The sequence below is a fragment of the Qipengyuania aquimaris genome (assembly GCF_009827445.1).
GTDB classification, from domain to species: domain Bacteria; phylum Pseudomonadota; class Alphaproteobacteria; order Sphingomonadales; family Sphingomonadaceae; genus Qipengyuania; species Qipengyuania aquimaris.
On record NZ_WTYI01000001.1, the window covers coordinates 115,190 to 137,381 of the forward strand.

Genomic DNA, 22,192 nt, shown 5'->3' on the forward strand with positions numbered 1-22,192 from the left:
GCAGAATTCTTCGCGCCGGCCCTTTTTTAAGACGGGGCGTTAGGCTTGGTCAGGCGGCGTTGGCCTTGCCGCCCTCGATCGCGGGAGCGATCGCAATCGGCCGATCAAGGTGCTGCTCGATTTCTTCGGCAGGCATAGCCTTGAAATAGAGCCAGCCCTGGATCTGGTCGCAACCTGCAGCGCGCACCATGTCGGCCTGTTCTTCGGTCTCCACGCCTTCGGCAGTGACGCCCATTTGCATGGCGCGGGCCACCGTGATGCTCGACAGCATCATTGCCCGGCTGGCATCGTCCTCGCCTGCCTGGACGACAAGGCTGCGATCCAGCTTGAGCTTTTCGAACCGGAACTGGCGAAGGAAACCGATCGAGGCATAGCCGGTGCCGAAATCGTCGAGCGCTACGCGCACCCCGAAGCCGCGGATCACGGCCAGGCTGCGTTCCGCCACGATCGGGTCGAGCACGAGGCAAGTCTCGGTAATCTCTAGCTCCAGGCGCTCCGGATCGAAGCCGGTTTCTTCAAGAATATGGCCGAGCTGGATCGGGAATTCGGGGTTGCGCAGCTGCGCAGCCGAAATGTTGACCGACAGAGTGATGTCGTCCCACGCCAGCGCATCCTGACATGCCTTGCGAAGAACCCACAGGCCGATCGGATTGATAAGGCCGGATTCCTCGGCGACCGGGATGAAGATATTCGGACCGACGCGTTTGCCGTCTGGACGCTCCCAGCGCATCAGGCACTCGACTGCGACCACCTTGCGGGTCTGGCTGTCCACCAGCGGCTGGTAGTTCAGCCGGAACTCATCGTTGGCGAGTGCGAAACGCAGCTCGTCGTCCAGTTCCTTGAGCTGTTCGCGGCTCTGGTCGAACGCTTCGGAGAACCAGGTGCAGCGCATTTTGCCGCCACGCTTGGAGGCATACATGGCAACGTCGGCACGGCGCAGCAGTTCGCTGGAAGTGAGGCTGTCGCGCGGGATGCGGCGAACGAGGCCGATGCTGGCGCCGAGCGTCAGGCGCCGGTCCTCCACGGCCACCGGCTTCGCGAGGCGTTCGATGATGCGGCGGCAGATCCCTTCGAGCAGTGTGCCTGCGAGGTTGCCTGACATCATGATGGCGTATTCGTCCCCACCGAGCCTGTGGACCAAGGCATTGCCGTCGCACACTTCATCGAGAATGCGCCCGACCTCCTTGATCGCAGCGTCACCCACGAAATGACCATAGTGGTCGTTGAGAAGCTTGAAACCATCGAGATCGATCATCGCCAGGGCGACTTCCTGATCGTTGCGGATTTCGCGCTGAATGCTGAGGTGCAGGGCCCGACGATTGGGCAATAGCGTCAGGCTGTCGGTATTGCTGAGCGTCTCCAGGTTCTTCATGTGGCGTGCGCCCATGAGCCCGAAGACCGCCGTCGCGACCGTATAGGCGGCTGTTCCGGCGAGGAAGACGAGCGGGATGACCTCAAGCGAATTGTACATCGCCATCGTCGCGCCGATGGCGGTTGCACACACGATACCAGCGAGCACCACCATCGGTGCGAACAGCAAGAATTGCGTGCGGTGACTGGTCTTGTCACTCAGCTTTGCCACGCGGTTCGCCCCCTGAATAAGCGTTGATTCCAAATCAAGTCCTCAAGGCTTAGAGCGCAATGCCTAAGGAAGGGTAAAACAGGTGTTTACCCTGCAGGCGAACCAGGCTTTCCACGTGAGTTCTCAGCCTGTGGCGGCAGCGGGCCGCAAGATACTTTCGATCGACTTCCTCGCCGTCGCTTGCCCGATCTTCGGGCAATAGAGGGCAGAGCCATGACCCGAAGGTTCAAAACGATCGGTTTGGCCGACAACCGTCTCTCCCGCCCCCAACATCAACAACCCGTCCGACGCCAGCCCGCTGGCTAGCTTGTCGAAAGCCGACCTGCGTGTTTCCGGTGCAAAATACAGCAGGACGTTGCGGCACAGCACCAAGTCGAATCTCCCCGGCTTGGGCGGGAAATCGAGAATATTCTGGCGCTCGAAGCGCGTCATGGCCTTGATCTTGTCGCAGACCTTCCAGCCGCCCTGCGCTTCGCTGAAGAAGTTGAGCATCTGGGCGACGGAAATGCCGCGCTGGATTTCGAACTGCGAGTACACGCCGCTTTGCGCCTGCTCGATTGCCTTGCCCGAAATATCCGTGCCGACGATCTCGATCGTCCAGTCCTGCCACCGGCCTGCTTGCTCGGCGAACAGCATGGCGAGGCTCAGGACTTCCTGACCGGTTGAGCAGCCTGCCGACCATATCGTCAGCTTGCGGCTAGAGGCGCGCTTTTCGGCCAGTTCGGGCAGAACCGTGTTTGCCAGTGTGTTGAAGTAGACGTGATCGCGGAAGAAGTAGGTCTCGTTATTCAAGAGCGCTTCGACAACACGCGTCGCGAGCCGATATTCGCCTGGCCGTTCGAGCATGCAGGCGAGCTGGTCGACATTCTCGATCCCGATTTCACGGAATAATCCAGAAAGAGCTGTCGATACCCGCCACCGGCGGTTCTCGGTCAGTTGCTGCCCGGTTCGGGAGGCAAGAAGGTCGGCGATGATACGATGGGAGGCATCGTCTATCGCCATGCTTGCGCTCCTGCCTTTTCGAGGATCGATTGCGCGAGCTCCTCGGGGGGAAGGCAGGCAGTAGCGAGGCCCATTTCCGTGACGGCGCGGGGCATGCCCCAAACGGCACAACTCTGTGCATCCTGCGCGTAGATCGAACCTCCGGCCTTGACGATGATCTCTGCCCCTTCGGTTCCGTCCCGGCCCATGCCGGATAGCAGCACGCCCGTCACTTCGCCGTCATACGCTTCGGCAAGGCTTTCGAACATCGGATCGACAGACGGAGTGCAGCCGCTCTTGACCGGATGGTAAGCAAGTCCGGTCTCGTAACGCGTGCCCCTGCGCCGAACGACCATGTGGCCATGTCCGGGCGCAATGATCAGCTTGCCGCGTTCGATTTCCACGCCCTCATCGGCAAGGATCGCCTGGCGGCCGGAAGCAACTTCCATTTGCCGTGCGAACACCGGGATGAAGCTGCTTGGCAGGTGCTGGGTGATCAGCACCGGCAGCATGAAATCTTTCGGCAACTTGCGCAGGAAGAGATTAAGCGCGTGAATGCCGCCCGTGGAAGCGCCGATGGCGATGACCTGCGGCTGTTTACCTGCGCGGCGGGACACCGGCCGGGCACAAGCGCGCTTGGCAACTTCGGCAGGCAGGCCCTTCAGCGCACGGATCTTGTCCATGAGCTGGTCGCGATAGTCGTCGTCGAAACCTCCGGGGCGGGGCTTCAGCATCGTGTCGGCAGCGCCCATGCGCAGTGCTTCGACAGTATGCTCTGCCCCTTCCGCGGTAAGCGAGGAGATGACCAGGACCTTCGTCGAAGGCGACATCTCCAGGATCTTGGGAAGGGCCTCAAGGCCGCCCATGCCCGGCATTTCGAGGTCGAGCATTACGACATCGACAGTTTGTGAGCGCAGTTCGTCGAGACCGCGTTCGGCTGTGCTGGCCGTGGCGACGACGTTGAAATCGGCTTCCTTCGCGAGCATGCGCGAGAAGACGGTCCGCACGGTCAGCGAATCGTCCACGAGCATGATTTTCACCCGCTTGTCTTCGGTGACCTCAACGGGTTCTTCGGCGGTATCCCGGCGCAGAGCGGCGACCATTTTGCAGTTCCCGATTAAGCCATGCCAACAAGCTGGAGCTTGATCTGCAGCGTTTCGTGATCGAACGGTTTCATGACGTATTCGTCCGCGCCGGCGCTGATTGCTTCGCGAATGTGAGCGACATCATTTTCCGTGGTGCAGAACACCACCTTTGGCTTGTCACCACCCTCGCGCTGGCGCAGTTGGGTGATGAACTCGATGCCGGTCATCACGGGCATGTTCCAGTCGAGCAGGATGACATCAGGCATGCTTTCGGCACACTTGTCGAGGCCCTCCTTGCCGTTCTCGGCTTCTTCCACGGAGAATTCCAGCGACTCCAAAATGTGGCGCGAAACCTTCCGGATCACCCGTGAATCGTCGACGATAAGGCAGCTTTTCATGTTTACGTCCCTTGAATTTCGAGCTGCATCATAAACACAGTCGGTAACCAATCGCTTAAGCAGCGAGCGCGGGTGGTCCCGCTATGATCTTTTCGATATCGACCAGCACAACCGGCCCGGTTTCGGTTTCGACCATGCCGAGCCCGGCTCGTTGCCATCCGTCGCCAAGTCCGCCCGGAATGGCGACGAGATCGCTCCGCGCCTCGGACACGTCCTGTGCGGAATCGACCATCAATGCGTAGAGATGCCCATCGACTTCGACCACGGCAGCGCGGCGGTCGGGAGAGGAGCATGGTTCGTCGAAACCGAGCGCCAGCGCGCAGTCGACTACGGTCAGCGCCTGGCTGCGGAGCGGCGTCAGACCACAGATGAAGTCCGGCGTCCCGGGGATCGGCGTGATATCGTCGATTTCAAGGACTGTCTGGACTCGCAGCGCAGGGATCGCGGCATCGCGCCCGGCGATCGTGCACATAAGAAGCAAATCGTTCATGCCGCCCTCCCGGTGCGCACGCGCTTGAGTTCTGCCAGCAGGCTTTCACGGTCGTAACGATAGATCGAGCCGTCTCCTGCATCTTCGGGATCGGGGCGCAGGCGGATGGTTTCCTTTGCAGGGCCATGCGGAGCTGCGTTCCCGGCGATCTCGATGGCGAGATCGGCGTCGTCGTCATCCTCGTGCGCGATCCGGTAACCGGCCGCCTCGACGAGAGGTTCGAGTATCGTGCGGGCCCAGTCGCTGTCCTGCGGAATACGGCACTTGAGCGGGTGGTCGATCCGCTTCGGCGCCGAATGCTTGAAGAACAGCGTATGGCCATCGACGAGCGGCACGGGTTTGCCTTCCACCAGGGTGACGCCTTCGATCGATGCATCGTTTGCCGAGACAACCAGTTCTTCGGTCATCTCTGCCGCGTCGAGCACCTCGGACACAGTATATACCAGTTCGCTATCGCCATCGCTCAGACGAAGCAGACGGCAGCGACCTTCGGGCAGGGTGCCGTGTTCCAGACCGGCAAGCGGAAGGATGCGGCCATCGATGACTGCCTGCGCGCGCTCGCCGTCGATGTCGAACGCTTCGCAAGACACCGTGTCGATGCGCTTGACGAGTTCCAGTCTGACCGCACGGCGGCGTCCGTCGAGGCCCCGGAATAGCATCAGCGGAACGCCATCCTTGCTCTTCTTGCGGGATTGTTCCTCGGCAAGTGCAGGCTTGGAGCGCATTTCGCCGACCAGTCCGCGCATCTGTGCGATGCTTGGCAAGTCGATCAGCATCATGGGTGTGCCGTCGTCGAGGAGTGTCGTGCCGGCATAGAGCTTGGTCTGCATGATCGCCGGTGCGATCGGTTTGACCACGACATCTTCGTGGTCGTGAACGCGATCGACGGCGAGAGCGAATACGTCATCGCTTGCCAGGCGAACGAGGACGAGAGTCTTGGTTTCCCATTCGCACCGCTCGTTGTCTTCTGTGCCAAGCACGTCGGCGAGCGAGAGGCAGGGCACGCGGCGACCACGGAAGGTGATGAGGCGGCGGGCACCCGCCTGGGCGAATTCGACGCTGTTGGCGCTGCCGAAAACGATTTCTTCGATGTAGCTGCGCGGGATGGCGTAATTCTGCCCGCCGCTGGAAACCGTCAGCGTTGCGATAATCGAAAGGGTGAGAGGCAGGTGCAGATGGAAGCTCGTGCCTTCACCGGGCTTGCTCGAAACCGTGATGGAACCGCCCACGCGCTCGAGGTTCGCGCGCACGACGTCCATGCCGACCCCGCGACCGGAGACGGCGCTGACTTCATCCGCGGTCGAGAGACCGGGTTCGAAGATCAGCTGGTGCTTTTGCGCATCGGACATGCGCTCGATTTCGGACTGGGAGTAGATACCGGCCGCGACTGCTTTCTGGCCAAGCCGCTCCGTATCGATCCCGCCACCATCGTCGCTAATGAGCAGGCTGATCTGGTTGCCCGACTGGCGAGCCGCAAAACGGAGCAGGCCAATTTCGCGCTTGCCCTTCTTCAGTCGCTCCGCCGGTGTTTCCACTCCGTGGTCAATGGCGTTGCGGATGATGTGGGTGAGCGGATCGCGGATCATCTCGATCATCTCTCGGTCGAGTTCCACCTCGCCGCCTTCGAAATCCACCATGACCTGCTTGCCCAATTCGCTGGACAGGTCGCGCACCAGGCGAGGCAGGGAGGTGAAGAGGTGTTCCAGCCGCTGCATTCGCATGCGTGTGATCGAGGTGCGAACATCGGCAAGGATGGCGGAAAGGCGCTCGAACGGGCCGTCGATCGTCGGCTGCTCGCCTGCTTCGCGCAAGCGCCGGGCCAGATCGTTGCGGGCCAGGACCATGTCGGAGACGCCCTTCATGACCTCGTCAAGGAGATCGACTGGCAGGCGGATTGAGCGCTGTACCGTATTGCGCTTCGCAGCTGTCGGTGCCGCGTCGTCCTGTTCGTCGGAAACGGGTTCGACGGGAGAGACATCGCTCTGCACTTCAATGGCGGCATCGGTCTCGAGAGCAGCGATAAGCGCTATGTCGTTCTGGTCTTCGACCAGGTCTTCACCCGCTTCGATCATGTCGGCAAGCTCGCCGATACGGTCGATGATCGCGAGGACAGCAGTTACAAGGGCGGGATCTGCTTCACGGCGGCCGGCCCTGCATTCTGCAAGGGCGTCCTCGGCTGCGTGGCTCAGCTTTTCGAGCAGGGGAAAGTCGAAGAAGCCGCAATTGCCCTTAACAGTATGGACGAAACGGAAGATCGTATCGATGCGCGCCGTGTCGGAAGGATCGGCCTCCCACGCGACGAGCTCTGTGCCGCTCTGTTCGAGCATTTCGCGTGTTTCGGCGACGAAATCGGCCAGCAACTCATCCATGACGTCAACGGATCCCCTGATATTCCGCAGACGCTATGGACGATGATGGTTAACGTTTGGTTGGGATTGCTCTCAATTCTCGGGACCGCTTCTCAGGACACGCCAGACGATCAGGGATGCCAGAATGCCTCCAGCGATATTGGCAACCAGTTCCGCTCCGTAGATCGCTTCGGCACCGAGCGCGGATCGCAGCAGCCAGCCGAAGGGCAACATCACGAGGAACACGCGCGCTGCGCTCTGGGTCAGCGCTAGCCCCGCTCGGTCTACTGCGTTGAGCGCGCCATTCGCCACGATCAGCAGGCCGAAGCCGGCATATCCCCAGACCGCGATTTCCAGATAGCTTTCGAATTCGGCGACCACGGCAGGATCGTCGGTAAAGAATTGCGCGAACCAGCCGCCCGTCAAGTAAAGCAGGATCGCCGTCGCCAATCCGTACACCACGCAGAAGACCGCGGAATAAAGCATGGCGGTGCGGGAGCGGTCGGGCTGGCGTGCACCCCAGTTCTGGCCGACGATCGCGCCGATCGATCCGGACAGGGCCAGCAGGGGAACCGTCGCAAAACTCTGGAGCCTGCCTGCGGCACCGAAGCCTGCAACCGCGGCTTCGCCCTGGCTGGCGAGCAAGGCTGTGAGCACCGACAGGCCGATCGGGTTGATGGCGTTGGAAAAGGCGGCTGGTCCGGCAACGCTAATGATCGCGCGGCTGCTCTCGCCAACGTTGCAGCGTCGGATCGAAGTCGGGTTGATATGCAATTGCGCGCTTTTGATCAGGTAGAGCGCGACCAGGATGGCGATGCCGAACCCGGCGATCGAGGCGTAGGCGGCCCCTGCTATGCCGAAACCGGCAAATCCGAAAGCCCCGGTAATCAGGATCGGGTCGAGGATCCAGTTCGCGACCGAGTAGGTGATCGAGACGTAGCTCGTCTTGCGGGCTTCGCCCTGTCCGCGCAGCACCCCGTTAAGGCCCATTTGGAGCAGCAATACCGGAAGCCCCAGCGAATAGGGCTGCATGTAATCGCGGATCAGCGGCAGGAGCCCATCGCTCGCCTGCATCAGCCGGAAAAGCGGATCGAGCAGCACGAATAGCGCCAGCCCCATCACCACGCCCACGACGAGCGCAAAGACCGCGCCGAAATTGGCACGCCGTTCCGCACGCTCGACATCGCCTTCGCCCAGCGCGCGGGCGATCACGGAATTGATCCCGACCATCACCCCGACGCCGAGGCTGGAGAGCGCAATGGTGATCGGGAAGATGAAGCTGACCGCGGCGAGTTCCTGCGATCCCAGCTGGCCGATGAAATAGGCATCGATGAGGCCGACCGACATGATCGCGGCCACGCCAATGATCATCGGCGCCGTCTGCCCGACGAGATGGCCCGCTATGCTTCCGCGCGTCAGTTTGGCCGTCTCGCTCATTACCGGGCAGCGCTAGCGGGGCGGGGCGCGCAAGGGAAGCGCTCAATTGCTCAGCATAGCTTGCCCGGAAGGGGGGCACCATGCGATAGAGGTTGCAATAAGAGACCCAAGGAGAGCACGCCATGGCAACGCAGATGAAGCCTAAGTTCGAATGCAGCGAAGCGGAATGGAAGGTCCGGCAGGATTTGGCGGCCTGCTATCGCATCTTCGACCACCTCGGCTGGGGCGAGAGCATCTACAACCACATCTCCGTTGCCGTGCCGGGCGAGAAGGACACGTTCCTCATCAATCCCTTCGGCCTGCTCTACGATGAAGTGACCGCCTCGAACCTCGTCAAGATCGACGTCGAGGGCAACAATGTCGGCCAGTCGCAATACATGGTGAACAAGGCCGGCTTCACGCAGCACGCCCACTTCCACAAGCACCTTGGCGAAAAAGCGACGGCGATCTGCCATGTTCATACGACTGCGACCATGGCGGTGTGCAGTCACAAGGACGGCCTGGTGCCGACCAATTTCTACGCCTGCAATTTCCAGGGCCAGATCGGCTATCACGACTTCGAGGGCGTGACCGTGCGCGCCGAAGAGGGTGACCGCCTGGTCGAGAACCTCGGCAACCACTCGATCCTGATGCTGCGCAACCACGGCCCCGTGGTGATGGACAAGACCATCCCCGGGATGTTCGTGAAGATGTGGGCGCTCCAGCGTGCCTGCGAAATCCAGGTCGCGACCCTTTCGCAGGGTGAGGCCAACGTGATTTCGCAAGAGGTGGTCGACGTTCACCAGCGCGACCTTGCCGTGATGGCCAGCCAGGGCGGCGCAGGCGTCCTCGATTTCGAGGCGTGGAAGCGCCGCGTGTCCAAGATCGACGACAGCTGGCAGAGCTGATGGCGGCAGGGAAGACCTGCCCGAAATGCGAAGGGCGGATGGAAGAGGGCTTCACGGTCGATCGCGGTTACGGAGAGGCCCACGTGCCCGGCTGGCACAAGGGCGCCCCTGACAAGAGATGGTGGGGGCTCAAGGTCGACAAGAAGAGCCTGCTCGCTATTGAGAGCTGGCGCTGCAATCGTTGCGGCTATCTCGAACACTACGCCCGATAGGTCCCGCCACCCATGTCACGCATGACTGTGAACGATCGTCCGGTCGAATTCCTGATGGACGACGATACGCCCCTCCTGTGGGCCTTGCGTGACGCCGCCAACCTCACCGGCACCAAATACGGATGCGGCACGGGCGATTGCGGATCGTGCATGGTCCATATCGACGGCGAACCGCTGCGCTCCTGTCTCGTGACCATCGGAGAAGCGGAGGGACGCTTCGTCACGACGATCGAGGGGCTGAGCGGCGACCGCTCGCACCCCGTCCAGCAGGCACTGGTAGCGGAACAGGCAATCCAGTGCGGGTTCTGCACGCCGGGCATCGTCATGGCGGCGGCTGCCCTCATCAACCGCAATCCCGGCGCGTCGGAAGCCGACATCAAGGCTGCCGTGCCAAACCTATGCCGCTGCGGCGTCTATCCCCGACTGGTGAGTGCCATCCAGCGAGCGGGGCGCGTCGCGCGGAGGCAGGAGCGGATCAGCGCGGCACCTGCGCCGGGCATCAGCAGCGAGGACGCTGCGCGCGAAGTGCCTGCGCTTGCCGCGCCCCCGGAAGAAAGCGGGCGACCAGAGCCTGAAGACAGGTGACAAAGGCGACACCGTGTCGCCTTTGGGCGGTCATCTCAACATATTGAAATAGATGAAAAAAAGCCTGCGTATCCCCGTCCCGGGACAGGGTGACACCTCGTTCCGCAAACGCTTGATCGACCTGGAGAAAGAGCGACTTTCCCTCTGCGCAATAACGCGCGTGTAGGAAAGTCGCTCTCTATGCAGGCATTGCCCTAGATTTCGAAGCGGACGCCGATACGCGCGCTGAAGGGATCGGCCGGCTGGATATTGTTGTTGCCGTGCGCGCTCGGATAAAAATCCTCGTCGAACAGGTTCTCGATGTTGAGCTGCACGCTCAGCCTGTCGCTGACGGTGTAGTACGCAGCGGCATCGACGCGCCAGTAGCTGGGCAGGACCACCGTATTGGAGAAGCTTGCGAACTGGTCCGACTGATGGATACCGCCGAAGCCGAAGCCCAGCTGTTCGGTCACGTCGAAGCGGTTCCATGCGCTAATCGAGTGCTTGGGAAGCTGCTGCAGGCGCTGGCCGGCATCGCCGAAAGCGTTGTCGTTCAGCAATTCGCCCTCGAGATAGGTGTAGCCGAGATTGGCTTTCCAGAAATCGGCAATCTCGCCGACCGCGCTGAATTCGAAACCTTCGATACGGCTCTCGCCGGCAAGGACAGTGAGCGTCGGATCGGTGGGCGAGGGCGCCTGGATATTGGTCCGCTCGAGACGGAAGAGCGCCGCGCTCAGGAGGACCTTGTCGAGCGGTGCCCACTTTGCGCCGAGTTCGTAATTGGTGAACTTTTCCGGCTCGAACTGCGCATCGCCCTGCGACAGGATGAAGAACTGGTCGCCCGCCTGGGGCAGGAAGCTTTCCGAATAGGACGCATAGAGCGACAGATCAGGCGTCGGCTTCACGATCAGGCCGAGGCGGGGGCTGAACTTCTCGTCGACACGGTCGCCGGGCTGTCCATTGAGCACGTTCACGGTTTCGAGGTCGAAGCGGTCCCAGCGAACGCCGGCCACCAGTTCGAGATACTCGCCGATCTCGAGCTGTTCCTGGATGTAGAAGGAAAGCGTTTCGAGATTGCTGTCGCGCGAGCGGGACACGGGGTTCAGCTGGAACGGCGGAATGAACAGGACATCGGTCAGCGGCGTCTCGTTCGGCTGCAGCGCATCGGGATCGCTCGCATCCACCGCACGGGTGAAGGAAACCGTCTGGCGCTGGTTGGCCGAATCCTGGCGACCCGCTTCCATGCCGAAGAGCAGGGTGGAGGACAGGTTGTCGCCGAAGTCCGCTTCCCAGACGAGGTTCGCTTGGCCGATCCAGTTGGTGCGCTGCTGCGCATCCAGATAGCCGCCGAGCGTCACGGTCTCGCCGTCGGTGCCCGAGGGAACGATGTTGGAATAGACCTTGTCGTAATCGGCGAACTGGACCGTGGCATTGGCAGTAAGGCCGCTGTTGAAATCGTGTTCGAGGCGGACGCGGCTGATATGCACGTCGACTTCAGAGCGGTTGAACCCGGCATCGCCGAAGAAGGTGCTGTCGAAACCGGTCAGCGGACGATTGTCGAGCGAGGGTACGCCGCGGTCGGTGACGCGCTCGTCATTGTCGTAGGTGTAGCTGGCGATCAGCGTCGTGTCCGCGCCGAGGGCTGCGGTGACCGTCGGCGATACGCCGATGAAGCGACCGTTGTAGAAGTCGCGATCGTTGTCGAATTCCTCGTAGGTCGTGTTGATGCGCAGCGCGACGTCGTTGGACATGGCCTGGTTCACGTCGGCCAGCAGGGCGAACGCACCGAAGGTGTCGACGGAAGCTTCGCCGCTGGTGAAGACATCGCCCAGTTCCGCGCGCTTGGCCACGCGGTTGATCGCACCGCCGCCTGCGCCGCGACCGAAGATCAGCGCATTGGCACCCTTCAGAACTTCGACGCGGTCGATATTGTAGAGCGAGCGGTAATATTGCGCATCATCGCGCAGACCGTCGATGTAGAAGTCCGCAGTGGTCTCCTGGCCGCGAATGAATACCTCGTCGCGGTGGCCTTCGCCCGTTTCCATGCTGATGCCGGGTACATAGCGCAGTGCATCGTTGAGCTGGCGGATCGACTGGTCTTCCAGTTGGTCTTCGGTGATGAAGGATACCGCCTGCGGGACGTCGATCAGCGGCGTCGGCGTCTTGGTAGCGGTGGAGCCATCGTCGTTATCGTAACCGTCCGAACGATCGCCCGTCACGACGATGTCGGTCGGCAGGTAATCGCGTTCAGGCTGCGCCTCTTCCGCTGCAAATGCCGGAGTCGCGAGTGCTGTGGTCGCGGCAAGCAGGGTCAGGGTGGTCGGTTTCATGCAAAGCTTTCTGTTCTTGCGAGAGATTCTCAATTTCTTGACGCCCTGCTATTGCGACCTATTCGCATTAGCAACCCATAATGCCGAAATTGACGATGAAAAAATCGCAAGGGTGCCTTTCACTGATCGCAACAGGCGATTAGATGCTGCGCCAATCACTCAGGAGAACCCCCATGAAAGCGACCATCTGGCACAATCCGAAATGCGGCACTTCGCGAAAGACGCTGGCTATCCTGGAAAACCTGTCGGGGGTCGAAGTGGAGGTTATCGAATACCTTAAGGCGCCGCCCAGCGCCGACAAGCTTGCCCAGCTTTACAAGGATGCGGGCATCTCGCCTGCTGAAGGACTGCGCAAGCGCGGCACCGATGCCGAAGAGCGTGGCCTGCAGGATGCTGCGGACAACGTGGTGCTGGAGGCGATGGCTTCCGAGCCGATCCTGATCGAACGGCCGCTGGTCGAAACGGACAAGGGCGTCCGCCTATGCCGCCCGCAGGACAAGGTGCTCGAAATTCTCTAGGCGCGCTCGCGGGTCAGCTTGCTGTCGGGCTGCAGGCTGAACCACCCGTAGACGAACACGATGGCGCATAGCGCGACGATCAGGCCGAAGCCCAGCCAGTCGGAGTGACCGTACAGCCATACCCCGAGCGCTGGGGCGTAGATGTAGCTGGCACCTGCAACCGAGGCTGTCACGCCGCCCGCCTGCCCCTGTTCCGCGCGTGTCACTGCAAGGGAAGTGCCGGATGTCGATCCCGGCCTGAACAGGCCGAAGCCGAGCGAGGCGATCGCGAAGCTCAGCGCGATCGAATGAATGTCGTCGGCAACGCCCAGCAAGGCCACGCCGAAACCGGCAACGGCGATGCCCGAAAGTGTCGCACCACGTGGTCCGAGATTGAGTCGCGGGATGAGGCCCCACTGTGCAAGCAAGGTTGCGATAGCACCGGCCATCAGGACCAAGCCAACCGGGCCAGTGCCTTCCGCTGGCGTGTCGCGCAGGCCAAGCCGGTCGAGCACCAGGAAGCCGGCAATGCCGAGTACCATGGCCTGTGCATGTCCGCCTAGCAGACCCACGGTAACCCAGGGGCGCAGGCGCGGTTCGAACCAGCGCAATTTGTGCGGCTCGACCTCTTCCTCGTCCTCGTCCTCGTCTAGGTCCGCCGAGTGCGAGGCGCCCGCGTAGGGCGCATCGTAGGCGCTGCCCCTTGCTGCGAATTGCGGTTCGTCATTCGGCAACCTCAGGCGCAGAGCCATGAGAGTGATGATCCCGATGAGGGCAAAGATGATGAAGGGCCCGGTCAGCCCTACGAATGGTAGGACCATCAGGGGCGCGAGTGCAGGGCCGATCACCGTCCCCAGACCGAAGCTCGAGGCGATCAGCGACAGCGCCTGCGTTCGCTGCGCGCGCGGTGTGCGGCTGGCAACATAAGCCTGCACGGCAGGCGGCGCCGCACTGCCGAAACCGCCGTAAAGGCTGCGTGCGGCGGCAAATGCGATGAGGGCCGCCGTTCCGCTCAGCAATCCGATCAGGCCGAACCACAGGGCAAGCCCGCATAGTGCCATCGATATGATAAACCCGATCATTCCCAGGGCCATCATGGCCTTGCGGCCCCGCCGGTCGGAGCGATCGGCCCAGAACGGCGCGCAAACGACCCACAGGAGGGCGGACCAGCTATATGCGAGGCTGATCCAGACATCGTCGATTTTAAGGGCCGTGCCGATCGAGGGCATGACCGACTGCATTGCGGTGTTACCGGCAGCTGTGGTCAGCATTACCGCGAAGAGCAGCGTCATCCGCTCGCGCGAGATGGGTTTTGGTGCCTTGGCAACCGGTGACGTCACGGCGTCGGAAAGATCGGCATCTGCCATAGGCTTTGCGGGCTACGCCGAGCCGCTCTCCCTTGCAATGGCCAAGCGTGCCTGCCACAGCAAGTGCTTGTCTTTTCGATATGTGAAGGGGCCGGACTTGACCGGAGGCAACAATGTCGGCGCGCTCGAAAGGCGCTCTTTAAAACAGAAAGCAGCACGCTTCTTCGGCCAGTGGGGCGTCTTCTTTCGCGGCTTTATCGAACACCCCAAGATGGTCGGTTCGATCATTCCCTCATCGCGTTTCACTATCGAAAAGATGCTCGGCCCGGTCAAATGGGACGAATGCAAGCTGTTCGTCGAATACGGTCCGGGGGTCGGGACATTCTGCCAGGCTGTTCTCGATCGCCTGCCGCGCGATGGCGCGCTGATCGTGATCGACACCAACCCGCTCTATATCGACTACCTGCGCAAGCATTTCATCGACAGCCGCTTTACTGCCGTTCACGGGTCGGCTGCCGATGTCGAAGAGATCGTAAAGGCGCATGGGCACGATCACGCCGATTACGTGCTTTCGGGCCTTCCGTTCTCGACCCTGCCGGCAGGAGTAGGTCCGGCCATTGCCGAGGCCACTTATCGAGTGATCCGTCCCGGCGGCGCGTTTCTCGTGTACCAGTTCTCCGCCAAGGCGCGCGATTACATGGCGCCGTACTTTCAGCGGATCGAACGAGGGTTCGAAGCGCTCAACGTGTTGCCCTGCCAGCTGTTCTGGGGCTGGAAAGAACCGAAAAGCTAAGCTTCGAGGCTATCGCCGGCCACCGACAGGCGCGACAGCTGCGCGTGGATGGCGGCGAAGATACTGACCATGAATACGGAAGCCAGCGCATCTACGGCGCCGGCGAAAAGCGCCGTTCCGAAGCCGATCGTCTGCTCGCCGCCGAACGAGAAAATCAGGCCCACGATCCACCCTGCAATCAGGAACAGGATAAAAGCGGCAACGGCCAGCAGGAGATAGAAGCCGAGCAGCCGGAACGAATTGCCCCTCGTCAGCCTCCACGATCTGCGCAATGCCGCAACGGGATTACGCTCTCCCTCAAGGCCGATGACTGCTGTCGTCAGAGAGAACTTGATCATCAGGTAGATAACCAGCGGGATCATGACCAATGCCCCGACCACGGCGATCGGCGAAAGGCCAGCGAGGGCGGGCAATGCCACAAGCAGCACGTAGGGGGCCATCAACGCCAGGACCTGCAGGATATAGGCGCCGACAAAGCTTGGCAGCAGGCTGGCAGCCGTGCCGAGCGCTTCCCCGACCGTCGGCGAAGCGCGGCGGCGCATGAAGGCAAACATCGCCAATTGGGCAAGGCTGGTCAGCAGGAAGACGATAAGGAACAGCCACCAGTACTCGGCAACGAGTGTCTGCATGGCCTCTTGCAACTGGTCCATGTCGGGCTGTGCCGAATTGCCGCCGGCGATCTGCAGGCTCGCGTCGGGGAACAGGATCGCGGCGAATGCGGACGGCAGGAAGATCAGGACGCCTGCGATCGTCGCCAGCAGTCCGAAATTGCTACGGATCATGGCAATCGCCTCGCTCCAGCCCTTGTCGAAGTCGAATTTCATCGCGTTACCCTCTCTTTCGCACTTGATAAGCGCAGCGAGCATCGCCACGCAATCACGATGGACGATTTGCTCACCGATAGCGTCGAATGGCGTGCCGAAAAGGCGCGAATTCCCTATCGCGAAGCGCTTGAGCATATGGAAAGCCGCAACCGGGCGATTGCCGAGGGCGAAGCGCCAGAGCTGGTCTGGATGCTCGAGCACCCGCCGGTCTACACCGCCGGTACCAGTGCCGACGGGACGGAATTGCTCGACCCAAGGTTCGAAGTGGTCGAGGCAGGACGGGGCGGACGCTATACCTATCACGGTCCGGGCCAGCGGATCGGCTACATCATGCTCGACCTGAAGGAACGCGGGCGCGACGTGCGCTGCTTCGTCCATTCGGTGGAAGGCTGGGTGATTGCGACGCTGGGCGATCTGGGTGTCGAATGCTGGCGCTCCGAAGGGCGTATCGGCATCTGGACCCGCGATGTGGACGGTCGTGAAGCAAAGATCGGCGCCATCGGCGTGCGGGTCAGGCGGTGGGTCACGATGCACGGCTTTTCGGTCAATCTCGATCCGGACCTTTCGCATTTCACAGGGATCGTGCCGTGCGGGATCGACGAATTCGGCGTGACAAGCATGGCACAGCTAGGCCATGCCACTACGCCTGAGGCGTTCGATGAAGCGCTTAGGCAGCGGGCCGGCGATTTCCTCGCCGCGCTGTCGGGAAAGGAATGTGCGTTGCCATGAAGCGGATCGGGATCATTGTTGCTGGCGCGGTGCTGCTCGCGGCCTGCCAAGACGAGGCGAGCGAGGTTGCAACTTCAGACGAGGCTCAGACCGCTGAAGGCGAAGTGCTGGGCGGCACCATCAGCGACGACATGCTTCCGCTTGCCACGAGCACCTCGCAGCCTCCGGCATTGAGGCAACAATCGTCCAACGACAGCTCGACGCCTTCTTCCGGGTCCCCTCCGGCGGAACCTGAAGAGGAAAGCGATGAGGAAGCGCCCGCTGCAGAGCCGGCAGAGCCTGCTGGGGATGCACCCGCCGCCGACGCGGACGGCGAGGAGTCTTAAGCTTCTCCGAGCAGGGCCTTGGCACGGGCGAGTTCGGCCTGCCCAACATAGCGCCCGCGAAATGGCATGACCTCCGCTCCGGGATTGAGGGAGAAAAGGCCGATTAGTTCTCGCGCTTCGGCGGTTTCATCGGTCGAAGGTGCGAATACCCTGTTGATCGCGTCGACCTGTGAAGGGTGGACCGCAACCATTCCCGTGAAACCGTCCGCGCGGGCTGCCTTGATAGCCCGCTCCGCACCTTCTGCATCGCGATGGTCCCGGAAACCGGCCTCGATAGCCTGAAGGCCTCGGGCATGGGCGGCGAGCAGGACTTGGGCGCGCACATGCGCGAGCGGATCGATCCACAACCCGCCGGGCCCGCGCATCCTGCGTGCTCCGATAGATCGGGCAAGAGCCGCAGCATCCCAGCCATAACCTACGATTCGTGGGTGAAGTTCGTGCGCAAATGCGGCCAGATTCAGGGCAGCGGCCGGGGTCCCGCCGAGTTCTGGTACGATACGGATCGAATTGCTGCGCAGCCCCGCTTTGGCTTCGCCTTCATACAGCATGGCAGCGAATTGCTGGATATCCTCGCTGCTCGAACAGCCCGCCAGTACGATACCGTCAGGTGCACCCTCCAGCGCTGCATCGAGGTCATCGCGCCATTGCGGGCTCGAGACCGGGCCGACGCGTGCCCACCGTTCAAAGCGGCGGGCGGCGACCAGCTGCTCGCGGTGGGAAACAAGCCAGTCGCGCGCTGCAAGGCGACTGTGTTGCTTTGCATCGGCGTTGCCCGCGCGGGCCAGGTCCACGACGACAACGTCTGCGCCGCTGCCTGCAACCTGGCCCAAGGCCTTCTCTTTGTCCGCCGGGACCTGGATCCACGAGCGCATACGGCAACCCTCCTTAGCGAGCGAGACGCTCCGGAACGGTGCGAATCACTTTGCGAGAGTGTGCTCCTGTTTGGTTAGCATGGGGTAATCAATGTATCCTGCGGGTCCCGGAAGGTACCAACTTTGCGGCACATTTACATTGGGTTGCAGGTCTGCACCGAGGCGGAAACGCTCCGGCAGGTCGGGATTCGAGATGAAGTCGCGGCCCCAGCTCACTGCATCACAACGACCCGCTTCGATGTCGGCCACCGCATCTTCGGGCGAATAATCGCTGTTGAGCACCAGCGGTCCCGAATAGATCTGGCGGATCAGCGGGCTTTGCTTCGGCACGTCGGTGCTGCCGAACGTGCCTTCCGGCCCCGGCTCGCGCAATTCGAGGAAGGCGAGGCCGAGTTCTTCGACCACCTTCGCGGCGGCGCCGAAGGTTGCGGGCGGATCGCTGTCGTCGCACCCTTGCGTTTCGCCGTTGGGCGACAAGCGCACGCCGACGCGGTCGGCGCCCCACACGTCGATGAGGGCGGTAAGCACTTCGCGCAGGAAACGCGTGCGGTTTTCCGGGCTGCCGCCATATTCGTCATCGCGCTGGTTGGTGCTGTCGCGCAGGAATTGATCGACCAGATAACCATTCGCGCCGTGCAGCTGTACGCCGTCGAATCCGGCCCTTTTCGCATTCTCGGCAGCGTGACGGTAATCTTCGACAACGCGTGCGATCTCGTCCGTGCCGAGCGCGCGGGCAGGCTGGTAATCCTTGCGGCCCTCGAACGTATGGGCATGGCCGGGAGCGCAGGTGGCGCTGGCCGAGACGGGGGGCTTCCCGCCAAGGAAATCAGGATGGACGAGGCGGCCCATGTGCCAGAGCTGGAGCACGATCTTGCCGCCTTCTTCGTGCACGGCCTGCGTCACGGGCTTCCAGCCTTCGACCTGTTCATCGCTCCAGATACCGGGAGCGGCGGGCCACCCCAGCCCTTCCACGCTGATGCCGGTGGCTTCGGAAATGATCAGGCCTGCCCCTGCGCGCTGGCGGTAATAAGTCGCCATCATCTCGTTCGGGATCGAGCCGGGCTGCGTCGAACGGCCACGGGTGAGCGGGGCCATGTAGACGCGGTTCTTCGTTTCGATGGCGCCGAGAGTGAGCGGTTCGAACAGCTTTGCATGCATATGGGACAAGTCCTTTTTTGCTGACTTCCTTGTGACAGGAGAGCTAGGGGGCCGGGATGAGCGAAACAAGCGCCCCGGCCGACAAGAATGGCTTTCAGCCCGGCGCGTGGCACTTCGTCGCGTTACTCGCGGGCAACTTCGCGCTCGCCCTCGGTCCTTGGCTGGTGCGGCTGGCAGATACGGGGCCCGTCTCGTCCGCCTTCTGGCGATTGCTGCTGCCGATCCCCCTTCTTGCGATACTCGCCTGGCGCACCCGGTCACCCGAACCCCTCGACAAGCGGCTTGCGCTGCTTGCCGTTGCGGCTGGTGTGTTCTTCGCCCTCGACCTTGCCAGCTGGCACGTCGGGATCGAGCGCACGCGGCTCGGCAATGCGGTCCTGTTCGGGAACTCCGGCAGCGTGATCCTGATGATCTGGGGGCTGATTGCCCTTCGCCGCGCGCCCTCCGGCAGAGAATTTGCGGGGGTCGCCATGGCATTGGCAGGAGCGGCAATCCTGCTCGGTCGCAGCCTTGAGATTTCCCAGGCAAGCTTCGTCGGCGACCTGTTCTGCCTTGCTGCGGGCCTGTTCTACGCCTTCTACCTCTTACCCGCACAGCGCGCGCGAACGGCGTTGGGACAATGGAGCGTGCTCTTGCTGGTGTCGCTGGCCGCTTCGCCGATCCTGCTCTCCATCGCTCTGGCGAGCGGAGAGCCGATCTGGCCGGGCGCGGCAGGCTGGCAGCCGGTTGTCCTGCTGGCGCTGTCGAGCCAGATCATCGGGCAGGGTCTACTCGTATTCTCGCTTCGCCATTTCCCGCCGCTGATTATCGGCATGGCGCTGCTGCTGCAGCCGGCCATTGGCGCGACGATCGGATGGGCGGTCTTCGAGGAGATGCTCACCTTGCTGAATATCGCAGGCATGGCGCTGGTCGGGACCGCGCTCGTCATCGCCCGCAGTGCGGCGGGCAAGGTCAAGGTGCCGCGAACGCGCTGACGGTCACCAGAACGTGCGGTTGAATTCGCGGTGGTGCTGTTCGAAGCGTTCGAGGTCCGGGCCGACAAGGCTCAGCTTCACCTGTTCCGCCAGTTTGTCCGCTTCGTCCATAAGGCTGGCCTGACGCCCTTCGTGCTTGAGCGGAGTGGCCGCATTAGCAAGCGTGTCTAGCATGACCTCCGATGCGATCGGAGAGGTCGCCACCGCGCTGCGGATCGCGCCGAACCCGCGCTTTACGTAATGATCGAACCCGTCGGGAGCGGGGATCACGGGGCAGTGCTCGGCGTCTTCACCGCACACGTCCTTACGCAGGTCACGGCGTCCGACTTCTGCCGTGGCCGCGCCAAGCCAGTGTAGTGCCGTAATCGCGGTAAAAGGATCGTTGATCCCGGGCGAAAGCGCGCGCAGGCCGATTTCCACCAACTCGTCGATCAGGAATTGAGGGTCCTGTTCCGGCGTGCGCGTGGCCCCGAGCGTGAAACAGTCACGCACGCGGTCTTCGATTTTCTCCGGCTTGCACCCCTTGATGCACATGAGTTCCATTTCACGGTGGACGAAGTCGCCCGTCCGCACGACCAGCGAGAAGGTGCAGCCACACTCCCGCGCGATTTTCTCGAGATCCTCGAAATCGATGAGCTGCACATAGCCGGTGCCCCAGGCGGTAATCGGATCGCCGCCTTCGGGCTGGCGTGCATCGGCGAATTGATCTTCGACCGGATAGGTCTCGCGAATGGCTTGGAGTAGCCGGCCGCCAATCCCTTCGAGCACCTTGTTGATGCGGATGCTCGAGGGAATGTGGTTGAGGAAGAAAACAAGCACCGCAACGCACAGGCCGAGCAGGACGTAAGCGACGAGCAGCGAAAGTTGCGGCGTGAAGCCGGGCAGCGCAGTGGTCGTGGCATCGCTGATCGTGGCCGGTGTCTCGTCCTCGGCGCGGACGGCGCGAAGGACCAGGAGGGAATAGACGAAGCTGCCGATAAAGGTCGCAAGGCTCAGCTGGTTGCCGCGATCCTCCATGAAGTTCGTCAGCAGGCGCGGCCCGTAATTACCGCTGGCATAGGCGACCGCCGCAATCGTGATCGAGAACACCGTCGAAGCGACACCAATCATGCTGCCGGCCATGACGGTCAGCATGTCCGCTGCACCCTTGGGACGGGCAGGGATAACCCAGCTCACATCGTTGAGGAACTCGGCAAAGCCAGAACGATCGAGCCAGACCATTGCAAAGGCAAGAATCGCGGCAAGGATTGAGAAAAGCGCCGGATAGAACCAGTAGTTGGCGTTAAGGCGCGCCCAGAAAAAGCGGATTTCAGCGGTCATGCAGGGCTAAACGCGCATCACCGCTCTCGGTGCCTCAGACTTTGCCCAGATCGCCCTTGCCGATGGTGCCGCTGGCCATTTCGAGCATCTTGTCGAGGCTTTGCTTGGCCTTGAGTCGCAGCCCTTCCTCAATTTCGATACGCGGTTCCAGATCGCGCAGGCAGGCGTACATCTTCTCCATGGTGTTGAGCGCCATGTAAGGACAGATGTTGCAGCTGCAGTTGCCGTCCGCACCCGGTGCGCCGATGAAATTCTTCTCGGGCAGGGCCTTTTCCATCTGGTGGATGATGTGCGGTTCGGTCGCGACGATCAGCGTATCGCCCTCGAATGTCTTGGCGAATTGCAGGATGCCGCTGGTCGAGCCGACATAATCGGCATGGTCGATGATCGTCGGCGGGCACTCGGGGTGCGCGGCGACGGGTGCATCGGGATGCTGGGCCTTCAATTTGAGCAGCTCGGTTTCGCTGAAGGCCTCGTGCACGATGCAGACACCCGGCCACAGCAACATTTCGCGATTAAACTTGCGGCTCATGTAACCGCCAAGGTGACGGTCGGGGCCGAAGATGATCTTCTGGTCTTCGGGGATCTGGCTGATGATCGTTTCCGCGCTGGAGCTGGTGACGATCACGTCCGACAGCGCTTTCACCTCGGTCGAGCAGTTGATGTAGGTCAGCGCGATGTGGTCCGGGTGGGCTTCGCGGAAAGCCTTGAACTTTTCGGGCGGGCAGCTGTCCTCGAGGCTGCAACCGGCGTCCATGTCGGGGAGGACGACGATCTTTTCGGGGCTGAGGATCTTGGCCGTGTCGGCCATGAACTTCACCCCGCAGAACACGATCACATCGGCATCGGTTTCCGCTGCCTTGCGCGACAATTCCAGACTGTCACCGACGAAATCGGCAATGTCCTGGATATCGGCGGTCTGGTAGTAATGCGCCAGAATGATCGCGTTCTTTTCCTTGCGGAGGCGATCGATTTCGCTGAGCAGGTCTTCCCCGGTCGGCAGGCTGGTTTCGGCAGTCATAATCTGTCCCGTCTGATGCGTTTGATGCGCTTATAGACAGAATGGCTGGCGAGGCGA

The 22,192-nt window shown here is 62.0% G+C and carries 22 protein-coding genes; 8 read left to right on the top strand and 14 right to left on the bottom strand.

Translation table 11 applies throughout. The features are described from left to right. Positions 1-49: 49 nt before the first annotated feature. From GRI34_RS00485 to GRI34_RS00515, 7 genes are all read right to left on the bottom strand, one after another. Complete coding sequence (locus GRI34_RS00485) at positions 50-1,582, bottom strand: putative bifunctional diguanylate cyclase/phosphodiesterase (protein ID WP_325065163.1); 1,533 nt, start codon at positions 1,580-1,582, stop codon at positions 50-52. 123 nt (positions 1,583-1,705) lie between these two features. Beyond that, the gene (locus tag GRI34_RS00490; RefSeq protein WP_160594264.1) at positions 1,706-2,584 is read right to left on the bottom strand and encodes a CheR family methyltransferase; all 879 of its coding nucleotides are present in this window, start codon (positions 2,582-2,584) and stop codon (positions 1,706-1,708) included. Further along, positions 2,575-3,666, bottom strand: a complete 1,092-nt coding sequence (gene cheB, locus GRI34_RS00495) for a chemotaxis-specific protein-glutamate methyltransferase CheB (RefSeq protein WP_234028104.1) — start codon at positions 3,664-3,666, stop codon at positions 2,575-2,577. The genes GRI34_RS00490 and cheB overlap by 10 nt, the downstream gene beginning before the upstream one ends. Positions 3,667-3,680: 14 nt before the next feature. Further along, positions 3,681-4,046: a response regulator gene (locus GRI34_RS00500; protein ID WP_090477983.1), complete on the bottom strand. Its 366-nt coding sequence runs from the start codon at positions 4,044-4,046 to the stop codon at positions 3,681-3,683. A 55-nt stretch (positions 4,047-4,101) separates the two neighbouring features. After that, positions 4,102-4,536 carry a chemotaxis protein CheW gene (locus GRI34_RS00505; RefSeq protein ID WP_160594265.1) on the bottom strand — a complete coding sequence of 145 codons (435 nt, stop codon included), beginning with the start codon at positions 4,534-4,536 and terminating at the stop codon, positions 4,102-4,104. Next, positions 4,533-6,905 carry a chemotaxis protein CheA gene (locus GRI34_RS00510; RefSeq protein ID WP_160594266.1) on the bottom strand — a complete coding sequence of 791 codons (2,373 nt, stop codon included), beginning with the start codon at positions 6,903-6,905 and terminating at the stop codon, positions 4,533-4,535. Before GRI34_RS00510 ends, GRI34_RS00505 begins: the two co-directional genes overlap by 4 nt. A gap of 72 nt (positions 6,906-6,977) precedes the next feature. After that, on the bottom strand, positions 6,978-8,321 hold the full coding sequence (locus GRI34_RS00515; protein ID WP_160594267.1) for an MATE family efflux transporter: 1,344 nt from the start codon (positions 8,319-8,321) through the stop codon (positions 6,978-6,980). Between the two features lie 122 nt (positions 8,322-8,443). Between GRI34_RS00515 and GRI34_RS00520 the strand changes: the two genes are divergently transcribed. From GRI34_RS00520 to GRI34_RS00530, 3 genes are read left to right on the top strand one after another with little or no spacing between them, the layout of a single operon-like run. Continuing rightward, the gene (locus GRI34_RS00520; protein ID WP_160594268.1) at positions 8,444-9,208 is read left to right on the top strand and encodes a class II aldolase/adducin family protein; all 765 of its coding nucleotides are present in this window, start codon (positions 8,444-8,446) and stop codon (positions 9,206-9,208) included. Then, positions 9,208-9,420, top strand: coding sequence for a hypothetical protein (locus GRI34_RS00525; protein ID WP_160594269.1), 213 nt, complete (start codon positions 9,208-9,210; stop codon positions 9,418-9,420). Before GRI34_RS00520 ends, GRI34_RS00525 begins: the two co-directional genes overlap by 1 nt. 12 nt (positions 9,421-9,432) lie before the next feature. After that, positions 9,433-10,005, top strand: coding sequence for a (2Fe-2S)-binding protein (locus GRI34_RS00530; RefSeq protein WP_160594270.1), 573 nt, complete (start codon positions 9,433-9,435; stop codon positions 10,003-10,005). 194 nt (positions 10,006-10,199) lie between these two features. On the opposite strand, the gene GRI34_RS00535 is transcribed toward GRI34_RS00530, so the two are convergent. Beyond that, positions 10,200-12,314 (bottom strand): TonB-dependent receptor, encoded by a 2,115-nt coding sequence (locus GRI34_RS00535; RefSeq protein WP_160594271.1) that lies wholly within the window; start codon positions 12,312-12,314, stop codon positions 10,200-10,202. Between the two features lie 173 nt (positions 12,315-12,487). Here GRI34_RS00535 and arsC point away from each other — a divergent pair, with 173 nt between their 5' ends. Next, the gene (gene arsC, locus GRI34_RS00540) at positions 12,488-12,832 is read left to right on the top strand and encodes an arsenate reductase (glutaredoxin) (RefSeq protein ID WP_160594272.1); all 345 of its coding nucleotides are present in this window, start codon (positions 12,488-12,490) and stop codon (positions 12,830-12,832) included. Here the strand turns inward: arsC and GRI34_RS00545 are convergent. After that, entirely contained in the window at positions 12,829-14,178 is a 1,350-nt protein-coding gene (locus GRI34_RS00545) for an MFS transporter (protein ID WP_160594273.1), read from the bottom strand. The genes arsC and GRI34_RS00545 overlap by 4 nt on opposite strands. Before the next feature lie 97 nt (positions 14,179-14,275). Between GRI34_RS00545 and GRI34_RS00550 the strand changes: the two genes are divergently transcribed. Further along, the gene (locus GRI34_RS00550) at positions 14,276-14,911 is read left to right on the top strand and encodes a class I SAM-dependent methyltransferase (RefSeq protein WP_234028105.1); all 636 of its coding nucleotides are present in this window, start codon (positions 14,276-14,278) and stop codon (positions 14,909-14,911) included. Here GRI34_RS00550 and GRI34_RS00555 read toward each other — a convergent pair. Next, entirely contained in the window at positions 14,908-15,735 is an 828-nt protein-coding gene (locus GRI34_RS00555) for a glycerophosphoryl diester phosphodiesterase membrane domain-containing protein (RefSeq protein ID WP_160594275.1), read from the bottom strand. The genes GRI34_RS00550 and GRI34_RS00555 overlap by 4 nt on opposite strands. A 57-nt stretch (positions 15,736-15,792) precedes the next feature. Here GRI34_RS00555 and lipB point away from each other — a divergent pair, with 57 nt between their 5' ends. Continuing rightward, positions 15,793-16,464: a lipoyl(octanoyl) transferase LipB gene (gene lipB / locus GRI34_RS00560; RefSeq protein ID WP_160594276.1), complete on the top strand. Its 672-nt coding sequence runs from the start codon at positions 15,793-15,795 to the stop codon at positions 16,462-16,464. Beyond that, positions 16,461-16,790, top strand: coding sequence for a hypothetical protein (locus GRI34_RS13160; protein WP_199800086.1), 330 nt, complete (start codon positions 16,461-16,463; stop codon positions 16,788-16,790). Before lipB ends, GRI34_RS13160 begins: the two co-directional genes overlap by 4 nt. On the opposite strand, the gene GRI34_RS00565 is transcribed toward GRI34_RS13160, so the two are convergent. Together GRI34_RS00565 and GRI34_RS00570 are read right to left on the bottom strand one after the other, a co-directional pair. Next, a complete protein-coding gene (locus tag GRI34_RS00565; protein ID WP_160594277.1) occupies positions 16,787-17,662 on the bottom strand; it encodes an HpcH/HpaI aldolase/citrate lyase family protein in 876 nt (291 codons plus the stop codon). The genes GRI34_RS13160 and GRI34_RS00565 overlap by 4 nt on opposite strands. Before the next feature lie 45 nt (positions 17,663-17,707). Then, a complete protein-coding gene (locus tag GRI34_RS00570; protein ID WP_160594278.1) occupies positions 17,708-18,820 on the bottom strand; it encodes an alkene reductase in 1,113 nt (370 codons plus the stop codon). Positions 18,821-18,876: 56 nt separating this feature from the next. Here GRI34_RS00570 and GRI34_RS00575 point away from each other — a divergent pair, with 56 nt between their 5' ends. Continuing rightward, positions 18,877-19,794 carry a DMT family transporter gene (locus GRI34_RS00575; protein WP_160594279.1) on the top strand — a complete coding sequence of 306 codons (918 nt, stop codon included), beginning with the start codon at positions 18,877-18,879 and terminating at the stop codon, positions 19,792-19,794. A 3-nt stretch (positions 19,795-19,797) separates the two neighbouring features. Here GRI34_RS00575 and GRI34_RS00580 read toward each other — a convergent pair whose 3' ends face one another. Further along, complete coding sequence (locus GRI34_RS00580) at positions 19,798-21,114, bottom strand: DUF2254 domain-containing protein (RefSeq protein ID WP_160594280.1); 1,317 nt, start codon at positions 21,112-21,114, stop codon at positions 19,798-19,800. 34 nt (positions 21,115-21,148) lie between these two features. Next, positions 21,149-22,135 (bottom strand): quinolinate synthase NadA, encoded by a 987-nt coding sequence (gene nadA / locus GRI34_RS00585; protein WP_160594281.1) that lies wholly within the window; start codon positions 22,133-22,135, stop codon positions 21,149-21,151. Positions 22,136-22,192 lie beyond the last annotated feature (57 nt).

Coding starts and splice junctions, on each gene's coding strand:
- GRI34_RS00490 (WP_160594264.1), bottom strand. CDS start 2,584: ATGGCGATAGACGATGCCTCCCATCGTATCATCGCCGACCTTCTTGCC.
- cheB (WP_234028104.1), bottom strand. CDS start 3,666: ATGGTCGCCGCTCTGCGCCGGGATACCGCCGAAGAACCCGTTGAGGTC.
- GRI34_RS00500 (WP_090477983.1), bottom strand. CDS start 4,046: ATGAAAAGCTGCCTTATCGTCGACGATTCACGGGTGATCCGGAAGGTT.
- GRI34_RS00505 (WP_160594265.1), bottom strand. CDS start 4,536: ATGAACGATTTGCTTCTTATGTGCACGATCGCCGGGCGCGATGCCGCG.
- GRI34_RS00510 (WP_160594266.1), bottom strand. CDS start 6,905: ATGGATGAGTTGCTGGCCGATTTCGTCGCCGAAACACGCGAAATGCTC.
- GRI34_RS00515 (WP_160594267.1), bottom strand. CDS start 8,321: ATGAGCGAGACGGCCAAACTGACGCGCGGAAGCATAGCGGGCCATCTC.
- GRI34_RS00520 (WP_160594268.1), top strand. CDS start 8,444: ATGGCAACGCAGATGAAGCCTAAGTTCGAATGCAGCGAAGCGGAATGG.
- GRI34_RS00525 (WP_160594269.1), top strand. CDS start 9,208: ATGGCGGCAGGGAAGACCTGCCCGAAATGCGAAGGGCGGATGGAAGAG.
- GRI34_RS00530 (WP_160594270.1), top strand. CDS start 9,433: ATGTCACGCATGACTGTGAACGATCGTCCGGTCGAATTCCTGATGGAC.
- GRI34_RS00535 (WP_160594271.1), bottom strand. CDS start 12,314: ATGAAACCGACCACCCTGACCCTGCTTGCCGCGACCACAGCACTCGCG.
- arsC (WP_160594272.1), top strand. CDS start 12,488: ATGAAAGCGACCATCTGGCACAATCCGAAATGCGGCACTTCGCGAAAG.
- GRI34_RS00545 (WP_160594273.1), bottom strand. CDS start 14,178: ATGGCAGATGCCGATCTTTCCGACGCCGTGACGTCACCGGTTGCCAAG.
- GRI34_RS00555 (WP_160594275.1), bottom strand. CDS start 15,735: ATGAAATTCGACTTCGACAAGGGCTGGAGCGAGGCGATTGCCATGATC.
- lipB (WP_160594276.1), top strand. CDS start 15,793: ATGGACGATTTGCTCACCGATAGCGTCGAATGGCGTGCCGAAAAGGCG.
- GRI34_RS13160 (WP_199800086.1), top strand. CDS start 16,461: ATGAAGCGGATCGGGATCATTGTTGCTGGCGCGGTGCTGCTCGCGGCC.
- GRI34_RS00565 (WP_160594277.1), bottom strand. CDS start 17,662: ATGCGCTCGTGGATCCAGGTCCCGGCGGACAAAGAGAAGGCCTTGGGC.
- GRI34_RS00570 (WP_160594278.1), bottom strand. CDS start 18,820: ATGCATGCAAAGCTGTTCGAACCGCTCACTCTCGGCGCCATCGAAACG.
- GRI34_RS00575 (WP_160594279.1), top strand. CDS start 18,877: ATGAGCGAAACAAGCGCCCCGGCCGACAAGAATGGCTTTCAGCCCGGC.
- GRI34_RS00580 (WP_160594280.1), bottom strand. CDS start 21,114: ATGACCGCTGAAATCCGCTTTTTCTGGGCGCGCCTTAACGCCAACTAC.
- nadA (WP_160594281.1), bottom strand. CDS start 22,135: ATGACTGCCGAAACCAGCCTGCCGACCGGGGAAGACCTGCTCAGCGAA.